Raw genomic sequence first — 21,823 nt, forward strand, 5'->3', positions numbered from 1 at the left:
TAGGAGTATTCATCATCGCTCAAGAACGCGAAGCACGAATCAATGGTGAAATTACCGCCAAAGAAGTGCGATTAATCAGTGAGTCAGGCGATCAGCTTGGTGTCGTTTCAGTTCGTGAAGCTCTGGCTATGGCCGAAGAGCAAGATGTCGATTTGGTAGAAATTTCCCCGACTGCCAAACCGCCCGTATGCAAACTGATGGATTACGGTAAATACAAATACCAACAAGCCAAGAAGCGCGACGAAGCCAAGAAAAACCAAAAGCAGGTACAAATCAAGGAAATTAAATTCCGTCCGGGTACTGATGAAGGCGACTATCAAATCAAGATGCGCAACATCAACCGCTTCCTTGCCGATGGTGACAAAGTTAAAGTGACATTGCGTTTCCGCGGTCGTGAGATGGCACACCAACAATTGGGCGCCCAACTGCTTGAACGCGTAAAAGAAGAGTTGGCTGAAGTGGCACAAATCGAGTCCTTCCCTAAAATGGAAGGCCGCCAAATGGTGATGATGATTGCGCCTAAGAAAAAATAAAGCTATAATGCAAGGCTTATTTCGATTGCCGCTCGAAATAAGGTTTAATTAGCGGCAAAAACCGTGGTATTTTGGGTTCCAAGTGTTTGAAATTTATTTCAAAACCCCTTATACCTTATCTAATAACGAATGGAGTTTTCCAATGCCTAAAATGAAAACCAAGTCTAGCGCGAAAAAACGCTTTAAAGTACTGGGTAACGGTGGTGTAAAACGCGGTCATGCGTTCAAAAGTCACATCCTGACCAAAAAAAACACTAAAACTAAACGTCAATTGCGCGGCACCGCTATGGTTGATTCACGCGATTTGGCTTCTGTTGCTAAAATGTTGCCCTACGCTTAAGGAGTTTAGAATATGCCACGCGTAAAACGCGGTGTTACCGCTCGTGCTCGTCACCAAAAAGTCTTCGCGTTAGCTAAAGGCTACCGCGGTCGTCGTAAAAACGTTTACCGTGTTGCCAAACAAGCGGTAATGAAAGCCGGTCAATACGCATACCGTGACCGTCGCCAACGCAAACGTCAATTCCGTCAACTGTGGATCGTTCGTATCAACGCAGGTGCCCGTGAAAATGGTCTGTCTTACAGCAAATTCATGAACGGCCTGAAACGCGCTGCTATCGAAATCGACCGCAAAGTATTGGCTGATTTGGCTGTATTCGACAAAGCTGCATTTGCACAATTGGTTGAAAAAGCTAAAGCTGCTTTGGCTGCTTAATTCGATAAGATTATTTAAAAAGGAAGCTTATGCTTCCTTTTTTCTTTTCTTAAAGAAATCCTATGTAGTTGATTTTCTTTCTTTAAACTCTATTTTTTTATACTAATTTGCGATAAAATAGGCCTCTCTTATCAAACGGATTGGCCGCAGTAAGACAAAAGGCCGTCTGAACGGGTTTGAAATCAAATCCAACAGACGGCTTTGTTGTTTTAGACGGCCTGCCATCAACAAACAGACGATAAACCACTATGGAAAATGTAAACCGTATCGTTGCAGAAGGTATTGCCGCTATTGAAGCCGCGCAAGACTTCAATGCCTTAGAACAAATTAAAGCACGCTATCTTGGTAAAACCGGCGAATTGACCGGACTTTTGAAAACTTTGGGTCAAATGTCTCCTGAAGAGCGTAAAACCATAGGTGCGCACATCAACGAATGCAAAAATCAGTTTCAGACGGCCTTTAATGCCAAACGCGATACCCTAAATGAAGCCAAGCTGCAAGCTCAATTGGCTGCAGAAGCATTGGATATTACTTTGCCGGGCCGTGCGCAAGAACATGGCGGTTTGCATCCAGTTACTTTAACTTTGCAACGTGTGGTCGAGCTGTTTCACGGTATGGGTTTTGAAGTAGCGGACGGCCCTGAAATCGAAGACGATTTCCATAATTTCCAAGCCTTGAATATTCCTGCAAATCACCCAGCGCGTGCGATGCAAGATACTTTCTACGTTGAAAACGGCGACGTTTTGCGCACACACACTTCGCCTATTCAAATCCGCTATATGCTCGACAAAAAAGAGCCGCCTATCCGCATTATTGCCCCCGGCCGCGTTTACCGTGTAGACAGTGATGCCACTCACTCGCCTATGTTCCATCAGGCTGAAGGTTTGTGGGTAGAAGAGGGTGTGACTTTTGCCGACTTGAAAGCTGTGTTTACTGATTTTATCCGTCGCTTCTTTGAACGCGATGACCTGCAAGTGCGTTTCCGTCCGTCTTTCTTCCCGTTTACTGAGCCTTCAGCCGAAATCGACATCATGGGTGAAAATGGCAAATGGTTGGAAGTAGGCGGTTGCGGTATGGTACATCCTAACGTGTTGAAAAACGTCAATATTAACCCTGAAAAATATACCGGTTTCGCCTTTGGTATCGGTCTTGACCGCTTCGCTATGCTGCGTTACAACGTGAACGACTTGCGCCTGTTCTTTGATAACGATTTGAACTTCTTGAAGCAGTTTAAATAAATTTCAGATGGTCTTTTGATAGGCCGTCTGAAAAGTGAATAGATATTACTGATTTCGTCTGATAAAAATTTGTTTCAGACGGCCTGATAGTAGAGAAAATAATATGCAATTTCCTTATTCATGGCTGAGAACCCAAGCCAATCCTGATCTTTCTGCCGATAAACTGGAACATCTTTTGACCATGGCCGGTTTGGAAGTGGAAGAAATCGATACTGCTGCCCCTGCTTTCAGTGGTGTGGTTGTTGCCGAAGTGAAATCCGTTGAGAAACATCCTGATGCAGACCGTTTGAACGTTACCCAAGTTGATGCCGGTACGGGCGAGTTGGTTCAGATTGTTTGTGGTGCGCCGAATGTCAAGCTTGGTATTAAAGTGCCGTGTTCTTTGCCGGGTGCCGTTTTGCCGGGCAATTTCAAAATTAAGCCGACTAAAATGCGTGGTGTACCATCAAACGGTATGTTGTGTTCGACCAATGAACTGGGTTTGCCTGATGATGGTGTAGACGGTCTGCATATTCTGCCTGAAGATGCGCCTGTCGGTGCCAATATCCGCGAATACTTGGATTTGGACGATACGCTGTTTACGTTGAAAATTACGCCTAACCGCGCTGATTGCTTGAGTGTTAAGGGTATTGCGCGTGAGGTTTCTGCGTTGACTCAATGTGCGTTTACGCCTGTTGAAATTCAGACGGCCTCTATCGGCAGTGAGAAAAAACAGGCTGTCCGTATTGATGCGCCGGCCGACTGCGGCCGTTTTATCAGTCGCGTTATTGAAAATGTTAATGCGAAAGCGGCTACTCCTGATTGGATGAAACAACGTTTGGAGCGTAGCGGTATCCGCAGCATTTCTGCATTGGTGGACATCGGCAACTATGTGATGCTGGAAATCGGTCAGCCTATGCATGTTTTCGATGCTGACAAGCTGTCAGGCAGTTTAATTGTCCGCCGTGCTCAAAATGGCGAGATTTTGGCGTGTCTGAACGAGAAGACGGTTACTTTGGCTGACAATACACTGGTGGTCGCTGATGAAAAAGGTGCGTTGAGCTTGGCGGGCTTGATGGGCGGCGAGGCAAGCGCGGTTTCTGATGAGACGCAAAATATTGTGTTGGAAGCTGCTTGGTTTGCTCCGGAGATTATTGCCGGTAAATCCCGTCAATACGGTTTTGGCTCGGATTCTTCTTTCCGTTTTGAGCGTGGCGTGGATTACTGCTTGCAAGCTGATGCTATTGAGCGTGCTACCGAATTGGTGGTACAGATTTGCGGTGGTGCAGCCGGTGAAATGGTTGAGGCACAAGGAAAATTGCCTGAGGCAAAACAGGTTGAATTGCGTTTAGGCCGTCTGAAAACGGTATTGGGCGTTGAAATCCCTGCCGATCAGGTCGAAATTATCTTGCAACACTTGGGTTTGCAGCCTGAGAAAACCGCAGAAGGCTTCCGTGTCACTTCTCCTAGCTTCCGTTTCGATATCGAGATCGAAGCTGATTTGATTGAAGAAATCGGCCGCGTTTACGGTTATGAAAATATTCCCGACGACTATACTTCAGGCCGTCTGAAAATGTTGGTTTTGCCTGAAACCAAACGCCCGCGTTTTGCGGTTTATAACGAAATGGCGGCACGTGGTTACCGCGAAGTGGTCAGCTATGCGTTTGTGGATGAGCAATGGGAGCAAGACTTTGCTGCCAATACCAATCCTATCCGTCTGCAAAATCCGTTGGCGGCGCAGTATGCAGTCATGCGTTCTACGCTTATCGGCGGTTTGGTGGAAGTTTTGCAAAACAATTTGAACCGTAAGCAAAACCGTGTACGCGTGTTTGAAATTGCCCGTGTGTTCAGCAAAGATTCGGCTGATCAATTTGTTCAAAACGAACGTATCGGCGGTTTGTGGTATGGCTCTGTGCTGCCTGAGCAATGGGGCGAGAAAACACGTAACGTAGATTTCTACGATATGAAAGCCGATGTTGAGAGCCTTTTGAAAAACAAGGAAGTATCCTTTGTTAAGACCGAACATCCGGCATTGCATCCAGGACGTGCCGCCAATATTGTTTCAGACGGCCGAGTAGTTGGTATTGTTGGCGAGTTGCATCCGAAATGGCTGCAAAAATATGATTTGCCGCAAGCGCCGCTGGTGTTTGAAATCGATATGGATGCGGTATTGGGTCGTGAGAAAACCCGTTATCAGTCCGTATCCAAATTCCAACCTGTACGCCGAGATTTGGCATTTGTAATGCCTGAAGCTGTAACGCATGATGATTTGTTAAATGCCCTGAAAGCGGCGGCGAACAAGCTGGTTCAAGAAATCAGCGTGTTTGACGTTTACCGCGGTACGGGCGTGCCTGAAGGCATGAAGAGCGTTGCCGTCAAAATCATTTTGCAAGATATGGAAAACACGCTGACGGATGAAGTCATCGAGCCTTTGGTTGCGAAAATGATTAAAGCGGCAGCCGAAAAAGATGCACAGCTTCGCGCTTAAAATAAGATAAAAGTTGTCGCCAAAAATCACCAATAACATTTGATTTTTTGGTGAAGACTTGATTTTTAAAAGAATTTTGGTAATAATTGCACCAGTTTGAATGAAGGTAAACACATGACACTAACTAAAGCAGAATTGGCTGATATTTTGGTCGACAAAGTCAGCAACGTCACCAAGAATGATGCCAAAGAAATCGTCGAGCTCTTTTTTGAAGAAATCCGCAGCACTTTGGCGCGTGGTGAAGAAATTAAAATTTCCGGTTTCGGTAATTTCCAATTGCGCGACAAACCTCAACGCCCTGGCCGTAACCCTAAAACAGGCGAAGAAGTGCCGATTACCGCACGCCGTGTGGTAACTTTCCATGCCAGCCAAAAACTCAAAGGCATGGTGGAGCATTACTATGACAAACAACAATAATCCGGTTATTCCTGCCAAGCGTTATTTTACGTTGGATGAGATGTGCCAATTGGTGCAAATCAGCCCGGCTCAGTTTGCCCAATGGCAACATGAAAATAATGTTGTGATTGGATACGGTGGCGATCGATATACGCGCTCAGATGTAGTTAAGTTGTTGAAACTGAAAGATACGTTTGAACCATATATCGATACGTTCAGCCGTGGTGCTTTGGATGCAAACGGCAATCCTGCCGCCAATGCAGAAGAAGTGCGTCATGGTCTGATGCAGATTTTGTCTGATTTGGAGCATCATCTGGGTTCTGAACAACAAAATCACCATGTCGAGCTGTAATCGATAGGGAAATTCTAATCAAAAGTGCGAAGGCATACAAAGATTTGCATAATTGATTCTAATAAAGGCTGTTTGAATGATTTTCAGACGGCCTTTATTGTTTTATATTGCTTTCAAAATATCAGAATCTTGATTGCAAATGATTCTATGAAATAGCCGTAAATGTTATACTTAGCCTCTTGTTTGCCGATTGGGAAGAAACAGTCATTAGATAATGCGGATAGATGCCGCCTTTTCATGGCAGACTGAGGTTTTTAAAACAAATGTAACGGCAGAATAAACAGGCTGCCGGACAACATTCAAATCGATGAAATGGATAGCAGAAAATGAGCAGAATCCAACAAACTTTCTCAGCGCTCAATGGCGCAAAAGCACTGATTCCTTATATTACGGTGGGTGATCCCAGCCTTGAGACAACCTTGGCATTGATGCATAGCCTGGTGGCTAATGGTGCTGATATTTTGGAACTGGGTGTGCCGTTTTCTGACCCGATGGCGGATGGCCCGACTATTCAACGTGCGGCTGAAAGGGCGTTGGCAAATCATGTTTCTTTGCGCGACGTATTGGAAACAGTACGCTTGTTCCGCCAAACCAATGATAAAACGCCGGTTGTCTTGATGGGCTATTTGAACCCAGTACATAAAATGGGTTATCAGGCGTTTGCGCAAGCGGCTGCCGAAGCAGGCGTAGATGGCGTGTTGACCGTGGATTCTCCGGTAGAAACCATTGCGCCTTTACATGAGTCGTTGAAAGCACAAGGTATTGATTGTATTTTCCTTATTGCGCCAACGACAACTGAGGAGCGTATTCAAATTATTGCCAAAGTGGCCGGCGGTTTTGTGTATTATGTATCGCTCAAAGGCGTGACTGGTGCGGCAAGTTTGGACACTGAAGAAGTTTCGCGTAAAATAGAGCTTTTGCGCAAATACATCGATATTCCGATTGGTGTCGGCTTCGGCATCAATAATGCGGAGAGTGCGCGTAAGATTGGTGCGGTGGCGGATGCCGTTATTGTCGGCAGCCGTATCGTCAAAGAGATTGAAAGCCATGCAGGTAGCGAGGCTGAAGCAGTAGGCGCGTTGGTTAAAGAGTTGAAAGACGCGATTCGCTAAATTTTTCCATTCTATTGTTTCAGACGGCCTTACGTTCAACTGGCCGTCTGAATTCTGAATCCTAAGGAGTCATTCATGAGCTGGCTAGATAAAATTCTTCCTCCGAAAATTAAAAACCGAAGCAGTTCGTCCAGCGTCCCTGAAGGCCTGTGGCACAAATGTCCGTCTTGTTCGGCAACGGTTTACTCAACCGAGTTGAAACAAAACAGCGAAGTCTGTCCGAAATGTAACCATCACAATCCGCTTTCTGCGCGCGAACGTTTGGACCTGCTTTTGGATGAAGAAGGCCGTGAAGAGATTGCAGCCAATATTAAACCGACAGACCCGCTGAAATTTAAAGACAGCAAGAAATATACGGATCGCCTCACTGCTGCGCGTAAAGCAACCGGCGAGGACGATGCTTTGGTCGTTATGAAAGGCACCATGAACGGCCTGCCTGTCGTGGTGGCTGCTTTTGAATTCCGCTTTATCGGCGGCTCCATGGGTTCGGTAGTGGGTGAACGTTTCGTGCAGGGTGTACGCCGTGCTGTTGCAGATAATTGTTCGTTTATTTGCGTGGCGGCTTCCGGTGGTGCGCGTATGCAGGAGGGTTTGAACTCTTTGATGCAGATGACGAAAACTAGCGCGGCTTTGCATTTGCTGACTGAAAAACGTCTGCCGTTTATTTCTGTATTGACCGACCCGACCATGGGCGGCGTATCTGCCAGCTTTGCTTTCTTGGGCGATGTGGTTTTGGCAGAACCGAATGCTCTGATTGGTTTTGCAGGTCCGCGCGTTATCGAGCAGACTGTACGCGAAACCTTGCCGGAAGGTTTCCAACGTGCAGAATTCTTGTTGGAGAAGGGCGCAATCGACCAAATCGTCGATCGTCGTTCCATGAAAAAACGTATCAGTGATTTGATTACTTTGTTGCGTCATGAAAGTAAAGTAACTGCTGCTTGATTAGCACAATAAGAAAGGCCGTCTGAAAGTAATATTTCAGACGGCCTTTTTGATTATTGATGATTAAGCAGTCAATGCGGCTTTCAAAATCTTGTTGACTTCGCCCATGTCGGCTTTGCCGGCCAGACGGGTTTTCAGTACGCCCATAACTTTGCCCATATCGGCCATGCCTGATGCACCGGTTTCTGTAATGACTGCTTCAACGACAGTCTTGATTTCTTCTGCGGACATCATTTGCGGCAGGTAGCGGTTGAGGATTTCGATTTCCGCGTTTTCTTTATCAGCCAAATCTTGACGGCCGGCTTCGGTATAGATTTTGGCGCTGTCTTTGCGCTGTTTCACCATTTTGGTCAGGATAGAGATGACTTTTGCGTCATCGGCTTCAGTGCGCTCATCTACTTCAAATTGTTTGATGGCGGCATTAATCAGGCGGATGGTGCTTAAAGACACTTGGTCTTTGGCACGCATGGCGGTTTTCATGTCTTCGGTTAATTGTGTTTTTAGGCTCATAATGTTCTCACTTTATATAAAAAGATGCCGTCTGAAAAACAAAACACACCGCAAAGCTGCCCTTGCGGTGTGTCGTTTATCACAGGGCAGGCCTGTAATTAGTACATTTTAGGAGGCAGTTGTTGGCTGCGCAGACGTTTTTGCAGACGTTTGGCTGCAGCAGCTTTTTTGCGTTTGCGTTCGGTAGTTGGTTTTTCGTACGCTTCACGGGCGCGCAGTTCGGTCAACAGACCGGTTTTTTCTACGGCACGTTTGAAACGACGCATGGCAACTTCAAATGGTTCATTCTCTTTAACACGAATAGCAGGCATTTTATTTCCTTTAAATTTTGTTCAATCAAACCGTTTTAAGAAATAGAGGACGGTTTGTCATAATGGGATAGTTGTTGTATCGCGGGTTTGCCTAGGGCAGGGCGGGATACGCGCCGTGATGTAAACATCACCTCCTAACAAGTCGGCTTTTGCCGTGCAAGTGACCTTTTCGGTCAGAAACAATCGGGAGATTATCTTATAAACCCGATAGTCTGTCAAGATTGCAGGCCGTCTGAACGTTTGATTCTGTCTCACTTTTCAGACGGCCTATTTGGTTTTAATAACGACCGGGAACCGTACCCATACGTTGTTTCAACGAAGTTTGCGGTTCGTTGAACAATGACGCGTAATAAGTCGCGTTGGTCATGACTTTTTTCACGTAGTCGCGGGTTTCGGTGAATGGGATGGTCTCGGCGTAGATGGCGCCTTCCAAAGGCGAAGAAGCCTGCCAGTTGCGGGCGCGGCCGGGGCCGGCATTGTAGCCTGCGGTGGCCATTACTTCGTTATTTTGCAGGCGGCGTTTGGCATCTGCCATGTACCAAGTACCCATGCGGATGTTGCCATCCATGGTGTAGAGTTCGCTGCTGCTCATCCCGATTTTGCCGGCGATTTCGCGGGCGGTCGCAGGCATGACCTGCATCAGGCCTTGTGCGCCGACGCTGGATTGAGCGCCCATGACAAAGCGGCTCTCTTGGCGAATCAAACCGTAAACCCATGCAGGGTCAACGCCTGCCTGTGCGGCATAGCGGACGGTCAGGTCTTTAAACGGAGAGAGGTAGCGCAGCTTGTAGTTGAGTTTGTGATCGGTACGGTCGGCACTGTTGATTGCCATGTCGTAGAACTGGTTGTCAAAAGCGACTTGTGCGGCAGTCAGCAGGTTGTCTTCATTGAAGTCGCGGGTGGCAAAACGCCATTCTGCCTGTGCCTGACGGCGCATTTTGGAGTCGCCGTTGCTTTGGCTGTTTTTAAACAGAACCAATGCGCGTTTGATGGCGCCGTCTTCGCTCATGCGGCGGACGTCTCTGGCATCGGCATCGGAAACGTTGTTGCGCGTATTGATGCGGCGGCCCAATTCTTCACCTGCCATTACGGCGTAGAAATTGCGGCCGGAAGCGGCAGCTTTTTCATACATTTCTTTGGCTTGGCTGCTTTTGCCTTGTGCGGCAAAGCTGCGGCCCAGCCAATATTGCCATGTCGGGTCTTTTTGCAGTTTTTCAGGCATATGCTGAATCACGCTTGCCAATTCGTCCCAACGTTGCAGGCGCAAAGCGGCGCGTGCGTACCATTCTAATTGTTCGTCGGTCAGTTGCTTGCGATCGGAAACGCGGCCGTAGTAGCTCAAAGCAGTCGGCATGTTTTGGCTTTGTGCATGGTAGTGGCCCAATACGCCCCATGCGAAGCTGCGTTGTTCGCGGCTGAGGCCGGATTCCATGTCGGATAGGGTGGCGGCGGCAGAAGCGGATTTGCGTGCATCTTTGCCGATCACGCTCAACAGGCTGTATTCGGTCGCACCTTGCGCGCCACCTTCAAAGGGGCTGCCCAATGCGGCGGCGAGGTTGCGTGCATCTGTGGTTTGACTGTTGCTCAACAAGCCGCGCACGCGACGCCATGCGTCGTTGGTGTTCAGACGGCCTGAAGCTGCCGCGCTTTCAACCAAGCGGGTACAGCCGGCAGGCAGTTTGCCGGTAACGCGAACCAGTTCGGCGGCTTTGCTGTAATTGTCGCTGCTCAAATCGGCATAACATTGCACTTCTTGTGCGACGCCGGCGGCGTTCAATTTACTGAATTCTTGACGGAACAAATCCCATTGGCCGCGCGCGCCCAAGGTTTTCAGCCATTCGTTGCGGACGTTTTCAGCCATTGCGCTGTCGCTGGCTTGGGATAAAAATTGTTGTACCCAAGCATCGTCGCCGCGTTTGGCGGCATCGATGGCGCTTTGGTATTGGCTGTAATCGGACAGGATTTTGGATTCGCTGTCGGCGCGGCGTGAAGGAATAGAAGTGGATTTAGGCTGAACGACGGTTTCGCTTTTCGAAGCAGTCGGTGTGTTTTGGGTGGCGCACGCCGATAAAACAGCGGCGGTAATCAAGCTGAGGGAGAGAGGGAAAAGACGTTGAACGTTCATTGGATACCGTGTCGTTTTTATAATCAAAATAACTGCTTATTTTAAATGAATTATGCGGAATAACCGAATTACAAACTGATATTTACATTTTCAAAGCCAGGAAATGATTAAGGCCGTCTGAAATATGAAACACTTTTGAGGTATTCCTAATTCAGACGGCCTTTTATGAAGGAAGTCGTCAATCGGGTTTGTGTTCGATATAGTCTTGCGGTTTGTCGGCTTTGTTGGTGCGCGTAACCGTATATTCGCCTTCGATAATGTCTTCATCATCTTTGGCGGAGCTGTAAGTCTGGTGGCTTTGGAAAGATTGCGTAGAAGAAACGGCCGCGTTGCCTTTAAACGGAATCAGCAAGAGCAGGGCAACGGCGGTTGAAATAAAACCGGGGCTGAGTAGGAAAACCGCGGCGGCAGTATAGCGAATCGGCCACAGCATCTGATAGAGGGAAATGTTTTGGCCGCTGCGGACGGCTGCGCCTGCGAGTAAAAGGCCGGAGATACCGGTATGGCGCAGCATAAAGATACCGCTGATAAAGCTGAGAGCCATCAAAAATAGCGTCCAACCGCCGCCAAGCCAGTCGGCAACCCAGACGATGGACATGATTTCCAAAAAGATTAAAACCAAAAAACCGATTCCAAAATACTGCATAAGTGTTTGTTCCTTCATTCAACGGATAGTGTCGATTGTGTTCTATCTAGATAAAGATAAACCTTATTTTTTTCAAGCAAATGCTGTGTGAAAAAGGGTAAACGGACGATGAGGCCGTCTGAACGGAGATATAAAGAAGGCAGATGTTTCAGATGGCCTTTAGATATTCTATCGCATCACATTGTTCCAATCACTTTCAAAATAACTGACGAGAATTTGGTTGTTCAAATAATTTGCTTCCACCTTGCGCCTTGCCATATCGGGCGGAAAGCGGAACATTTCGGCAACAGTCTGGGCATTGAGATATCGTGTGGGTACGTCGAATTTTTGCGGAATGGGGAAGCTTTGGTCAAACCCTGCCAGCACAAATCCCCATTCGCCGAAGGAGGGGACGTAAACATGATAGGGCGCGGTATTCAACTTGGCCGCTTCGAGGGTGGCAACGACCGACCAGTAGGCGTTGGGGGCGAAGTAGGGCGAGGTGGATTGGACGACGATTTTGCCCTGCGGCTGAAGATGGCGGGCGACGAGGCGGTACATGGGGACGGAGTAGAGTTTGCCCAGCGAGAAGTTGGACGGGTCGGGCAGGTCGATGATGATGACGTCGAATTTTTCAGACGACCCTTCCAGCCATTTGGCGGCATCGTCGTTGACGATGTGCATTTTGGGATGGGACAGCGAGCCTTGGTTGAGCGCGCTTAAGGCGGCGGAAGTTTTAAAGGTGGCGGTCATGTCAGGGTCTAAATCGACCAGGGTAACGTGTTTGACCTGCGGGTATTTCAAGACTTCGCGCGCCGCCAGCCCGTCGCCGCCGCCGAGAATGAGGACGCGGGTGGCGTTTTGAACCATCTGCATGGCGGGCAGAACGAGTGCTTCATGGTAACGGGCTTCGTCGCGTGAGGAGAATTGCAGGTTGTCGTTGATGTAGAGGCGGGTGTCGTCTTTCCAGCGGGTAACGACCAGCCGTTGGTAGGGAGAATGGCTTTGATAGACGACGGGATCGCCGAAATAGCTTTGTTCGGCTTTGAAAGAGATACGGTCGGCGTAGGCGAAGGCGGCGGCGAGGACGGACAAGACAATCAGCGCGCGCAGGCGGATGGCGCGGTAGCGGGGTAATTCGGATTTGAATACACGCGCGGTCAGATAGGCGACGGCGGCGTTGAAAATGCCAAACAACAAGGCGGAACGCGCCATGCCGAGTTTGGGGGCGAGCAGGAGCGGAAATAATAACGAGACGGCAAGTGCGCCTAAGTAGTCGAAGGTCAATACTTTGGAAACGAGTTCTTTAAATTCCGCCCCTTTTTGGTTTAACACGCGCATGACTAAAGGAATTTCCATGCCGACAACCATGCCGACAATCAGTACAAAAGCGTAGAGCAGGGTGCGGAACGGGGCGGCGGATAAACCGAAGGCCACAAATAATGCCAGCGCGGAAATGCCGCCGATGATGCCGACCAGAAGTTCGATTTCGATAAAGCGGTGCAACACGTCTTTATCTTTGATGTATTGGGTCAGGTGGGCACCGATACCCATTGAAAACAGATAAAGCCCGATGACGGAGGAAAACTGCAAAATACTGTCGCCCAAAAGATAGCTTGCGAGCGCGGCGATGATGAGCTCGTAAGCAAGGCCGCAGCTGGCGACGATAAAAACGGAGATGATGAGGGTGCGGTGGGCGTTCATGATGACGTTTTTGTTGCTTGAGTGTGGGCAATGTAATGATTTTTAAGGTGGGCTGCAAGTTTATTTATAGGATGTAGAAAAGGCCGTCTGAACAATTGTTTCAGACGGCCTTTAATCTGTCAGGCATTAATAGCGGTGTTTGAATACCATGCCCACTGCGTAAGAAGATTTTTTCGGTAAATCTTCATCGTATTTCGGATTGACGTTTTCTTTCAACCAGCCGGCGCCGAGTGTGGCGGTTGTCCGTTTGGAGAAGCTGTAATCGGTGCTGACGGCGACGTGTTTGTAGTCTTCGCCGACAGAGCTTTTACCGTAGGCGAAACCGATTTGAGGTTTGAAATTGCCTACTTTGTATGAGCCGGACACCATAAATTCTTTGGTGTTGTTGATTTCTTTGTCGTAAGAACCGGCTACGTTGCCTGCCGCATCTTTCCATACGCCCCAGCAGCTGAAGCCGTCGCAAGTGTTTTTGGCGTATTGGAACGCGGCATCGACGGAGATTTTGTCTTTGCTGTATCCGGCCATGAATGCATGGGCTTGGAAGTCTTTGGTTTCGGTCGGAGAGTCGTTGGGTGCGTATTCGGCAGCGTAGTGGGCGTTAAAGCCGTTGTTTGGGTGGTTGTAGTCCACACCCCAGCCGAAAACCCAGTCGCCGTCACGTTTTTTATCCGGACTCCAGTCGTTGTTGTTGCGTGCGGCATTGGAACCTGGGGAAACGTTGAATTTGAATTGGAAACCGTTTTTCCAAGGAGACTCATAAGCCATAGAAACGCGACGTTGGCCGAAGCGGGAAATTTTGCCGAATTCCAAAATCGAGCTGTTGGTGTCAAACGGGTTCAGATAAATGCTGTTCATGGGTGTACTGATGTAACCCATTTTGACGGTACCAAGGTTTTTGTAGCTGTTGAGCGCAACGTATGAGTCGGCAGTGCCCCAGCCGCTCCAGCGGTCAGAATCGAAGTAAATAAAGGAGCCAAGTTGCCATTTCAGCCATAAGTCGTTGTTGAGTCGTACTTCATCGGAGAGATAAAGACTGGAACTTTTATCGGAAATGGTTGTATTGGTGACGCCGGTTTTATTGTTGTGTTCGACCTCGGTCATGATGTAGATGGTACCGCTCATTTTAGGTTCGGCGTGGGCGAAGCTTATGGAAGAGCCGATGAGGGTAGTGGCAACAAAGCAAGATAACTTGTTCATTTTATTCTCCTTTTATGTCTTTTTCTTAATTGGGGACGGGAAATTCGGATAATCTTATTTGACAAATTATAAAAAATCAATACATTTGTAATTTATCGTAGGATAAATTGAAAAATAGTTTTCAGTTACGTATTTTTGTGTTAATTTGCCAACAATCTTGGATGGCTCACTATTATCCTGATGGAATATGTGGTTTAAAACACTATTTTCATGACTTGAAATAGACGATTTAACTGCATTGGAAAAATTCTAACTAAATGTAGTCGAGTGTAGTTTGAATAATCAGGCCGTCTGAAAAAGAAGAATACCCAAAAAGAAGGAATGAAATATGGCCGGAAAAACCTATCCGCTGTTGGCTGCATCATTGGCTGCCGTATTCGCGTTGTCGGCGTGCAGCCGCGATGTCAAGCCTGCCCCTGAGTTTAAACGTACCGATTATGAGCGCGTGGTAGTCAGCAACGGCGTTGAGCCGGGTACGCTGGATCCTCAGATGAGCGGCGATATGGCGGCTGGTACGATTATCCGTCAGTTGATGGATGGTTTGGTCGGTACGGATGCCGAAGGCAAAACCATTCCTGCTTTGGCGGAAAAATGGGAGAGCGAGGGCGAGCGTATTTGGACCTTCCATCTGCGTGATGCCAAATGGAGCAATGGCGATCCGATTACTGCCGAAGATTTCGTGTACAGCTTCCGTCGTCTTGCCGATCCGGCCACCGGCGCACCTTTCGGCAGCTATTTGGTCGATGCACAAGTGGAAAATGCGGAAGATATATTAAACGGCAAAGCCAAGCCTGAGACATTGGGCGTCAAGGCGTTGGACGCGAAGACCCTGCAATTTACGCTGATTGCGCCCGTGCCTTATTTCCCCGATATGCTGATTCAGCAATTCACGTTTCCGGTTCACCGCGCCACTGTTGAAAAATACGGCAATAAGTGGACGCAGCCCGGTCATTACGTTTCCAGTGGCGCCTATCTTTTAACGGATTGGAAAGTCAACAGCCACATTAATATGGAACGCAATCCCAATTATTACGATAAAGACAAAGTGGCTATTCCGAAGGCTGTTTTCTTGTCAGGTAGCGGCGAGTACAACCGTTATCGCGCCAATGAAATTGATGTGACTTACGGTATTCCCAGCGATCAGGTCAAAGTGGCGGATATTGAGTTTCCGGGCCAAGTAAGACGCACGACTTCTTTGTGCAGCTGGTATTTGGAGCCGAACCACGAAGCGGCGCCGTTTAACGATCCGCGCGTCCGCAAGGCGCTCAATATGCTGACGCGCCGCGACATTGTCGTCAAAGTGGGCGGCCGCGGCGATACGCCTGCGTTCCAGTTGACGCCGCCGCAAATGCAGGGCGTGATTCCTGTTTATCCAGAGTGGAAAGAGTGGACGCCTGAAAAACGCATCGAAACCGCGCGTAAACTCTTGAACGAAGCAGGCTACAACGATGACCATCCGCTTGAGTTCGATATTTTGTACAGCACCAGCGAAGCGTCCAAAAAACAAATTACTGCCGTGCAGTCGGTGTGGAAAGCCGCCATTCCGTTTATCCGTCCGACTTTGTCCAACGAGGAATGGAAAACTTATTTGGATACGCGCGCGCAAGGTAATTTTAAGGTTTCGTTCAGCGGCTGGTGTTCCGATTTCAACGATCCGGCGGGTATGCTCAATATCTTGAAATCCAACAACTCAAACAATGCATTCCGCTACAAAAGCGCGGCGTTTGACACATTTATGAACAATACGCTGAAAGATGGTGTCAGCAAGGAAGCGCGCAGCCGGCTTTATGCCGATGCGGAGAAGCAGCTTCAAGAAGACGCTGCACTGATTCCGCTGTATCATCAGGTTGAAGTGCGTATGGTCAAACCCGATATCATCGGCTATTCCGACAAAGACCCTTTGCGGAACTATACAGTGAAGAGCTGGTCGTTCGCACCGAAAAAATAGATTGATTATAGACAGCACAAGTTTTCAGACGGCCTTGATGACAGAGGTCGTCTGAAATAATAGGAGACATAACACATGAAATCTGTACAACAACGTTTGTCCGCTTTACGCGAAGCCATGAAAAAACATGGCGTGGACGCGTTTGTCATTCCTTCCGCCGATCCGCACCTTTCCGAATACCTGCCCGAGCATTGGCAGGCGCGCCGCGATTTTTCCGGCTTTACCGGTTCGGCCGGCACTTTGGTGGTAACCGCCGATAAAGCAGGCGTGTGGACGGACAGCCGCTATTGGGAACAGGCAGGCCAACAGCTTGCGCCAAACGGCATCGAGCTGCAAAAAATGGGCGTTGATGCGCCTTATACCGAGTGGTTGGCACAAAATCTGCCCGAGGGCGCAGTGGTCGGCGCACCTGCCGATATGTTCGCACTCAGCGGCGAGCGCGGTTTGAAACAGGCACTTGCCGCCAAAAACATCCGCCTCGAATATCCTGAAACCTTGTTGGACGAAGTGTGGAACGACCGTCCTGCATTGCCGACTCCGGAAATCTACATTCACCATCCCGACTATGTTTCCGAAACGGCGGCCGAAAAACTGGCCAGAATCCGTGCGGCCATGAAAGAGCAGGGCGCAGATGCGCATTTGGTTTCTTCTTTGGACGACATCGCTTGGATTACTAATCTGCGCGGCGATGATGTACCGTTTAACCCTGTGTTCTTGTCCCATCTGTTTATCAGCCAAGACAAAGCCGTATTGTTTACCGATGCAGGCCGTCTGAAAGCCGAATCTGCCGAAGCTTTGAAAGCGGCAGGTTTTGAAGTATTGCCTTATGCGCAGGCGGCGGACTATTTGGCAGGCGTTAATGGCACATTGCTGATTGATCCGAACAAAACTGCTGTCGGCACTTTGCGCCGCCTGCCTGAAGACGTCCGTTTGATTGAAGCCATCCACCCAAGCACATTCTTCAAATCAGTCAAATCCGATGCCGATATCGCCCATATCCGCAATACCATGGCGGAAGACGGCGCGGCATTGTGCGGCTTCTTTGCCGAGTTTGAACAAATCTTGGCAGACGGCGGCGAATTGAGCGAACTGGACATCGACGGCATGCTCTACAAACACCGCAGCCAACGTCCCGGCTTTATTTCGCCAAGTTTCGACACCATCGCCGGCTACAATGCCAATGCCGCCTTGCCTCATTACAGCGCGACACCGGAAAATAACAGCAAAATCAAAGGCGACGGTATGCTGCTGATTGACTCCGGCGGTCAATACTGGGGCGGTACGACCGACATCACGCGCGTGGTGCCTGTCGGCAATCCGAGTGCGGCCATGAAGCGCGATTACACTTTGGTGTTGAAAGCGCATATTTCTCTGGCGGAAACCATTTTCCCTGAAAACATCAAAGGCCCGATGATTGATGCCATCTGCCGCAAATCGCTCTGGCAGGCGCAATGCGATTACGGTCACGGTACAGGTCATGGCGTGGGCTATTTCCTCAATGTGCATGAAGGCCCGCAAAGCATTGCCGTTGCCGCCGTGCCGCAACCGCATCACGCGATGAAGTCAGGCATGCTGACTTCCAACGAGCCGGGTCTTTACCGTCCGGGCAAATGGGGTATCCGTATCGAAAGCCTGGTAATCAACCGTCCGGTTGAAAACCCAGAGGAAACCGAGTTCGGCAAATTCCTGTATTTTGAAACCGTTACCCTCTGCCCAATCGATACGCGCCTGATCGATACCAAACTGATGACCGGCAGCGAAATCGAATGGCTGAACCAATATCACGCCGAAGTGCGCCGCCGTCTTGAGCCTTTGACAGAAGGCGAGGCCAAAGCATGGCTGATTGAACGCACCGAACCTTTGGCGCGTTAACGTGAAAGGCCGTCTGAAACGGCGGATACAAAGTTTCAGACGGCCTTATAACAACAATTATCTAAAAACTAAAAAAACCTTACCCGACTCCGAATAAAAACAATAACCCGGTCGGAATAGAGAGAGAAACCGGCGCGGCGACGTTACAGATGCCTGCTGCCATTCATCCGATTTCCGCTTCAGGTCAGCTTTGTTTTCACGAGTCCGGTATGTTCAGACAGGACAGCCTGATTATGTTGAAATTCATCATCAAACGGATATGTGCTTCCATCCCGACCATGCTGGTGTTGATTACCGTATCGTTTTTTCTGATGCGGCTCGCACCAGGCAGCCCGTTCACAGGCGAACGCAATTTGCCGCCTGCGGTCATGGCCAACATCGAAGCGAAATATCACCTCAATGATCCGATGTACCTCCAATATTTCCACTACCTCAAGCAGTTGGCGCAGGGGGATTTGGGGCCGTCGTTCAAATATAAAGATTTCAGCGTTAATGAGTTGCTTGCCCAATCCCTGCCGGTATCGGCAGAACTTGGCTTCTACGCCTTTTTGATTGCCGCCATCTTCGGTATGTTTATCGGCATCATCGCCGCCTTAAAACAAAACAGTTGGCTGGATTATTCGCTGATGAGCGGAGCGATGACCGGTATCGTCGTTCCCAGCTTTGTGATGGCGCCGGTATTGGTGCTGGTGTTTGCCGTCAGACTGCAATGGCTGCCTGCCGGCGGTTGGAACGATGGCGCACTAATGAACTTGATTTTGCCCGTCGTTACTTTGTCCATCGGTTATGTGTCCAGTATCGCGCGGATTACGCGCGGCGCGATGATCGAAGTATTGAACAGCCCCTTTATCCGCACGGCACGCGCCAAAGGCCTGCCCATGAGCCGCATCATCCTGCGCCATGCATTGCGTCCTGCCATGTTGCCGATTGTTTCTTTCTTAGGCCCGGCATTCGTCGGCATTATCACTGGCTCCATTGTGATTGAAAACGTGTTCGGTATTCCCGGCGTCGGACAATTGTTTGTCAACGGCGCGCTCAACCGCGACTACGGCATGATTTTGGGTTTGACGATTTTGGTGGGCATTATGACCATTTTGTTCAACGCCATCCTCGATATTCTGTATGCCATTATTGACCCGAAAATCCGTTATTAATCCCATTTGCGCAAAGGCCGTCTGAAACGTTCAGACGGCCTGAAGAAAGAATAAAAAGCGAGAGAGAACATTATGTTATTCAAAAAGAAGCAGACTCAGGCCCTTGCAGAGGCAGCAGAATACGCCCAAGTACACGGCAAAAGCCTGTGGAGCGACGCATGGCGGCGTTTTAAACAGAACAAAGCGGCGGTGTACAGCATTATCATCCTGTTGCTGATCAGCATTTTTGTGATTGTGGCGCCATGGATTGTCCGCTACACCTACGACTTCACCGACTGGGACAATATGCAGATTCCACCGTCCTTTTCTACCCATCACTATCTGGGTACGGATTTGCTCGGTCGCGATTTGCTGTCGCGTGCGGCAACCGGCGGACGTATTTCCTTGCTGGTCGGTGTGGCCGGCGCATTGGTGGCCGTTGTTATCGGTACGCTTTATGGCGCGATTGCCGGCTTTATCGGCGGTAAGCTTGATTCGTTGATGATGCGCTTTTTGGAAATTTTGAACGCATTTCCGTTTATGTTTTTCGTGATTCTGCTGACCACATTCTTCGGCCGCAATCTGCTTTTGATTTTTGCTGCCGTAGGTTTGGTGTCTTGGCTGGACGTGGCGCGTATCGTGCGTGGTCAAACCTTGAGCTTGAAGCATAAAGAGTTTGTCGAAGCGGCGCGTGTGAGCGGCGTGGCAAAACGTAAAATCGTAACGCGCCACATTATTCCGAATGTTTTGGGCGTGGTAATGGTGTATGCCTCTTTGCTGGTGCCGGGCATGATTATGTTTGAATCCTTCTTGAGCTTCTTGGGCTTGGGCGTGCAAGAGCCGATGACCAGTTGGGGTTCGATGTTGCAAGAAGGCGCGATTTCTATGGAAGCCGCACCTTGGCAGCTGCTCGTGCCGAGTTTCTTCTTGGTAACCACTTTGTTCTGTTTCAACTTTATCGGCGACGGCCTGCGCGATGCGCTCGACCCGAAAGACCGCTAAACCACAACCAAAAGGATAATCAAAATGACAAAACAGTTACTGGTTGTAGAAAATCTGGACATCAATTTTGAATTGCATGAAAAGAACGTGCACGCCGTTCGTAATGTCAGCTTTAAAGTGGCAGAGGGCGAAACATTGGCTTTGGTCGGCGAGTCCGGTTCGGGCAAGTCTGTAACATCTATGTCCGTTATGCGCCTGCTGCCTGAGAAATTTGCCCGATACAGCAAAGATTCGCGCATTACTTTTGACGGTATTTCCATTTTAGATGCCGATGAGAAAACCCTACGTGATTTGCGTGGCAACCGCATTAGCGTGATTTTCCAAGAGCCGATGACCTCGCTCAATCCGTTTATGCGTATCGGTACGCAACTGATTGAAGCGGCGCGTGTGCACAATAAAAAGCTCGGCAAAAAAGAAGCAGGGCAGAAGGCATTGGCACTGCTGGAGCGTGTAGGCATTAAAGAAGCCGAGCGCCGCATGAAGCAATATCCGCACGAGTTTTCCGGCGGTCAGCTGCAACGCATCATGATTGCCATGGCGCTCATCAATGAACCCGACCTGCTGATTGCCGATGAGCCGACCACCGCTTTGGATGTAACCATTCAAGCCGAGATTCTCGATTTGCTCCACGATTTGCAACAGCAAATGGGCATGGCGATTATCTTCATTACCCACGATTTGGGTTTGGCGGAACACTATTCCAAAACCGTCTGCGTCATGCGTAACGGCGAAATTGTCGAGCGTGGCAAAATCAAAGAAGTATTTGTTCATCCGAAACACGAATATACTGCCGAACTCATCAATGCCATTCCAAAAGGCATGAAAGAGCCGGAAGAAAACAATGCCGGTGTGTTAATCGATGCCGATAATGTCAATGTTTCTTTCGTATTGAAGCAAAACTTTTTCGGCAAACCGCTCAAAACTTTTGATGCCGTCAAAGGCATCAGCTTCAAAATTAAAGAAGGCGAAACATTGGGCGTCGTCGGCGAGTCCGGTTCCGGCAAATCCACGCTGGGCAAAGCCGTCATGCAGATGCTGCCTTATACCGGCCATATCTCCTTTGAAGGCAAAGACCTGAAAAACTATACCGCCGAAGAAGCACGCCGTCTGAAATCGCAACGGCAAATTGTGTTCCAAGATCCGTTCGGTTCGCTTTCACCGCGCCTGACCGTTGGCGAAATTATTGGCGAAGGTTTGACGGTTCATCATCCTGAAATGACCAAAAAAGAACGTATCCAGCGTGTTTTGGAAGTCATGAAGGAAGTGTCCCTGCCGCTTGACGCGCTCAACCGCTATCCGCATGAATTCTCCGGCGGCCAGCGTCAGCGTATCGCGATTGCACGCGCCGTTATCCTGCGCCCGAAATTCATTCTTTTGGACGAGCCGACCTCTGCGCTTGACCGCTCCGTACAATCCAAAGTGGTCGAACTTTTGCGCGACTTGCAGAAGAAATACGGCCTGACTTATATGTTCATCAGCCATGATTTGTCTGTCGTGCGCGCCGTCAGCGACAACGTAATTGTGATGAAGCAGGGCGAAATGGTTGAGTACGGCAGCGCGGATCAGATTTTCCACCATCCGCAAAACGACTACACCAAACGTTTGATTAACGCCGCATTTGATTTGTAGAAAAGGAAAAGGCCG

The 21,823-nt window shown here is 49.0% G+C and carries 20 protein-coding genes; 14 read left to right on the plus strand and 6 right to left on the minus strand.

Annotated features, from left to right (window positions below; genetic code table 11):
• The first annotated feature begins 11 nt into the window (after positions 1–11).
• The 9 genes from infC to accD all read left to right on the plus strand — a co-directional run bounded on the left by infC (position 12) and on the right by accD (position 7,752).
• Positions 12–533, plus strand: a complete 522-nt coding sequence (gene infC / locus FAH66_RS02135) for a translation initiation factor IF-3 (RefSeq protein WP_079453677.1) — start codon at positions 12–14, stop codon at positions 531–533.
• Positions 534–675: 142 nt separating this feature from the next.
• Complete coding sequence (gene rpmI / locus FAH66_RS02140; RefSeq protein WP_137040530.1) at positions 676–873, plus strand: 50S ribosomal protein L35; 198 nt, start codon at positions 676–678, stop codon at positions 871–873.
• Positions 874–885: 12 nt separating this feature from the next.
• Positions 886–1,245 (plus strand): 50S ribosomal protein L20, encoded by a 360-nt coding sequence (gene rplT, locus FAH66_RS02145; protein ID WP_003675502.1) that lies wholly within the window; start codon positions 886–888, stop codon positions 1,243–1,245.
• 248 nt (positions 1,246–1,493) lie between these two features.
• The gene (pheS, locus tag FAH66_RS02150; protein ID WP_137040532.1) at positions 1,494–2,483 is read left to right on the plus strand and encodes a phenylalanine--tRNA ligase subunit alpha; all 990 of its coding nucleotides are present in this window, start codon (positions 1,494–1,496) and stop codon (positions 2,481–2,483) included.
• A gap of 103 nt (positions 2,484–2,586) precedes the next feature.
• On the plus strand, positions 2,587–4,950 hold the full coding sequence (gene pheT, locus FAH66_RS02155) for a phenylalanine--tRNA ligase subunit beta (protein WP_137040534.1): 2,364 nt from the start codon (positions 2,587–2,589) through the stop codon (positions 4,948–4,950).
• A gap of 114 nt (positions 4,951–5,064) precedes the next feature.
• Positions 5,065–5,367, plus strand: coding sequence for an integration host factor subunit alpha (locus FAH66_RS02160; RefSeq protein ID WP_003680933.1), 303 nt, complete (start codon positions 5,065–5,067; stop codon positions 5,365–5,367).
• On the plus strand, positions 5,351–5,698 hold the full coding sequence (locus FAH66_RS02165; protein ID WP_137040536.1) for a hypothetical protein: 348 nt from the start codon (positions 5,351–5,353) through the stop codon (positions 5,696–5,698). The genes FAH66_RS02160 and FAH66_RS02165 overlap by 17 nt, the downstream gene beginning before the upstream one ends.
• 326 nt (positions 5,699–6,024) lie before the next feature.
• On the plus strand, positions 6,025–6,810 hold the full coding sequence (gene trpA, locus FAH66_RS02170; protein ID WP_137040538.1) for a tryptophan synthase subunit alpha: 786 nt from the start codon (positions 6,025–6,027) through the stop codon (positions 6,808–6,810).
• Between the two features lie 75 nt (positions 6,811–6,885).
• On the plus strand, positions 6,886–7,752 hold the full coding sequence (accD, locus tag FAH66_RS02175; RefSeq protein ID WP_137040540.1) for an acetyl-CoA carboxylase, carboxyltransferase subunit beta: 867 nt from the start codon (positions 6,886–6,888) through the stop codon (positions 7,750–7,752).
• A 63-nt stretch (positions 7,753–7,815) separates the two neighbouring features.
• On the opposite strand, the gene FAH66_RS02180 is transcribed toward accD, so the two are convergent.
• The 6 genes from FAH66_RS02180 to FAH66_RS02205 all read right to left on the minus strand — a co-directional run bounded on the left by FAH66_RS02180 (position 7,816) and on the right by FAH66_RS02205 (position 14,224).
• Complete coding sequence (locus FAH66_RS02180) at positions 7,816–8,262, minus strand: GatB/YqeY domain-containing protein (protein ID WP_137040542.1); 447 nt, start codon at positions 8,260–8,262, stop codon at positions 7,816–7,818.
• Positions 8,263–8,360: 98 nt separating this feature from the next.
• Complete coding sequence (gene rpsU, locus FAH66_RS02185) at positions 8,361–8,573, minus strand: 30S ribosomal protein S21 (protein ID WP_003680926.1); 213 nt, start codon at positions 8,571–8,573, stop codon at positions 8,361–8,363.
• Between the two features lie 277 nt (positions 8,574–8,850).
• Positions 8,851–10,698 (minus strand): lytic transglycosylase domain-containing protein, encoded by a 1,848-nt coding sequence (locus tag FAH66_RS02190; protein WP_137040544.1) that lies wholly within the window; start codon positions 10,696–10,698, stop codon positions 8,851–8,853.
• Positions 10,699–10,876: 178 nt separating this feature from the next.
• Positions 10,877–11,344, minus strand: a complete 468-nt coding sequence (locus FAH66_RS02195) for an FxsA family protein (protein ID WP_167480306.1) — start codon at positions 11,342–11,344, stop codon at positions 10,877–10,879.
• Between the two features lie 168 nt (positions 11,345–11,512).
• Positions 11,513–13,027: a polyamine aminopropyltransferase gene (locus tag FAH66_RS02200; RefSeq protein ID WP_137040548.1), complete on the minus strand. Its 1,515-nt coding sequence runs from the start codon at positions 13,025–13,027 to the stop codon at positions 11,513–11,515.
• Between the two features lie 126 nt (positions 13,028–13,153).
• Positions 13,154–14,224: a porin gene (locus tag FAH66_RS02205; protein ID WP_137040549.1), complete on the minus strand. Its 1,071-nt coding sequence runs from the start codon at positions 14,222–14,224 to the stop codon at positions 13,154–13,156.
• 328 nt (positions 14,225–14,552) lie between these two features.
• Between FAH66_RS02205 and FAH66_RS02210 the strand changes: the two genes are divergently transcribed.
• The 5 genes from FAH66_RS02210 to FAH66_RS02230 all read left to right on the plus strand — a co-directional run bounded on the left by FAH66_RS02210 (position 14,553) and on the right by FAH66_RS02230 (position 21,808).
• Complete coding sequence (locus FAH66_RS02210; RefSeq protein WP_137040550.1) at positions 14,553–16,172, plus strand: ABC transporter substrate-binding protein; 1,620 nt, start codon at positions 14,553–14,555, stop codon at positions 16,170–16,172.
• 75 nt (positions 16,173–16,247) lie between these two features.
• Positions 16,248–18,044, plus strand: coding sequence for an aminopeptidase P family protein (locus tag FAH66_RS02215; protein ID WP_137040551.1), 1,797 nt, complete (start codon positions 16,248–16,250; stop codon positions 18,042–18,044).
• 233 nt (positions 18,045–18,277) lie between these two features.
• Positions 18,278–19,198 (plus strand): oligopeptide ABC transporter permease OppB, encoded by a 921-nt coding sequence (gene oppB / locus FAH66_RS02220; RefSeq protein WP_036472303.1) that lies wholly within the window; start codon positions 18,278–18,280, stop codon positions 19,196–19,198.
• Positions 19,199–19,270: 72 nt separating this feature from the next.
• Positions 19,271–20,179: an oligopeptide ABC transporter permease OppC gene (gene oppC / locus FAH66_RS02225; RefSeq protein WP_003683112.1), complete on the plus strand. Its 909-nt coding sequence runs from the start codon at positions 19,271–19,273 to the stop codon at positions 20,177–20,179.
• A gap of 24 nt (positions 20,180–20,203) precedes the next feature.
• Positions 20,204–21,808 (plus strand): ABC transporter ATP-binding protein, encoded by a 1,605-nt coding sequence (locus tag FAH66_RS02230; RefSeq protein ID WP_137040552.1) that lies wholly within the window; start codon positions 20,204–20,206, stop codon positions 21,806–21,808.
• Positions 21,809–21,823 lie beyond the last annotated feature (15 nt).

This window comes from Neisseria subflava (assembly GCF_005221305.1).
Lineage (GTDB): Bacteria > Pseudomonadota > Gammaproteobacteria > Burkholderiales > Neisseriaceae > Neisseria > Neisseria subflava.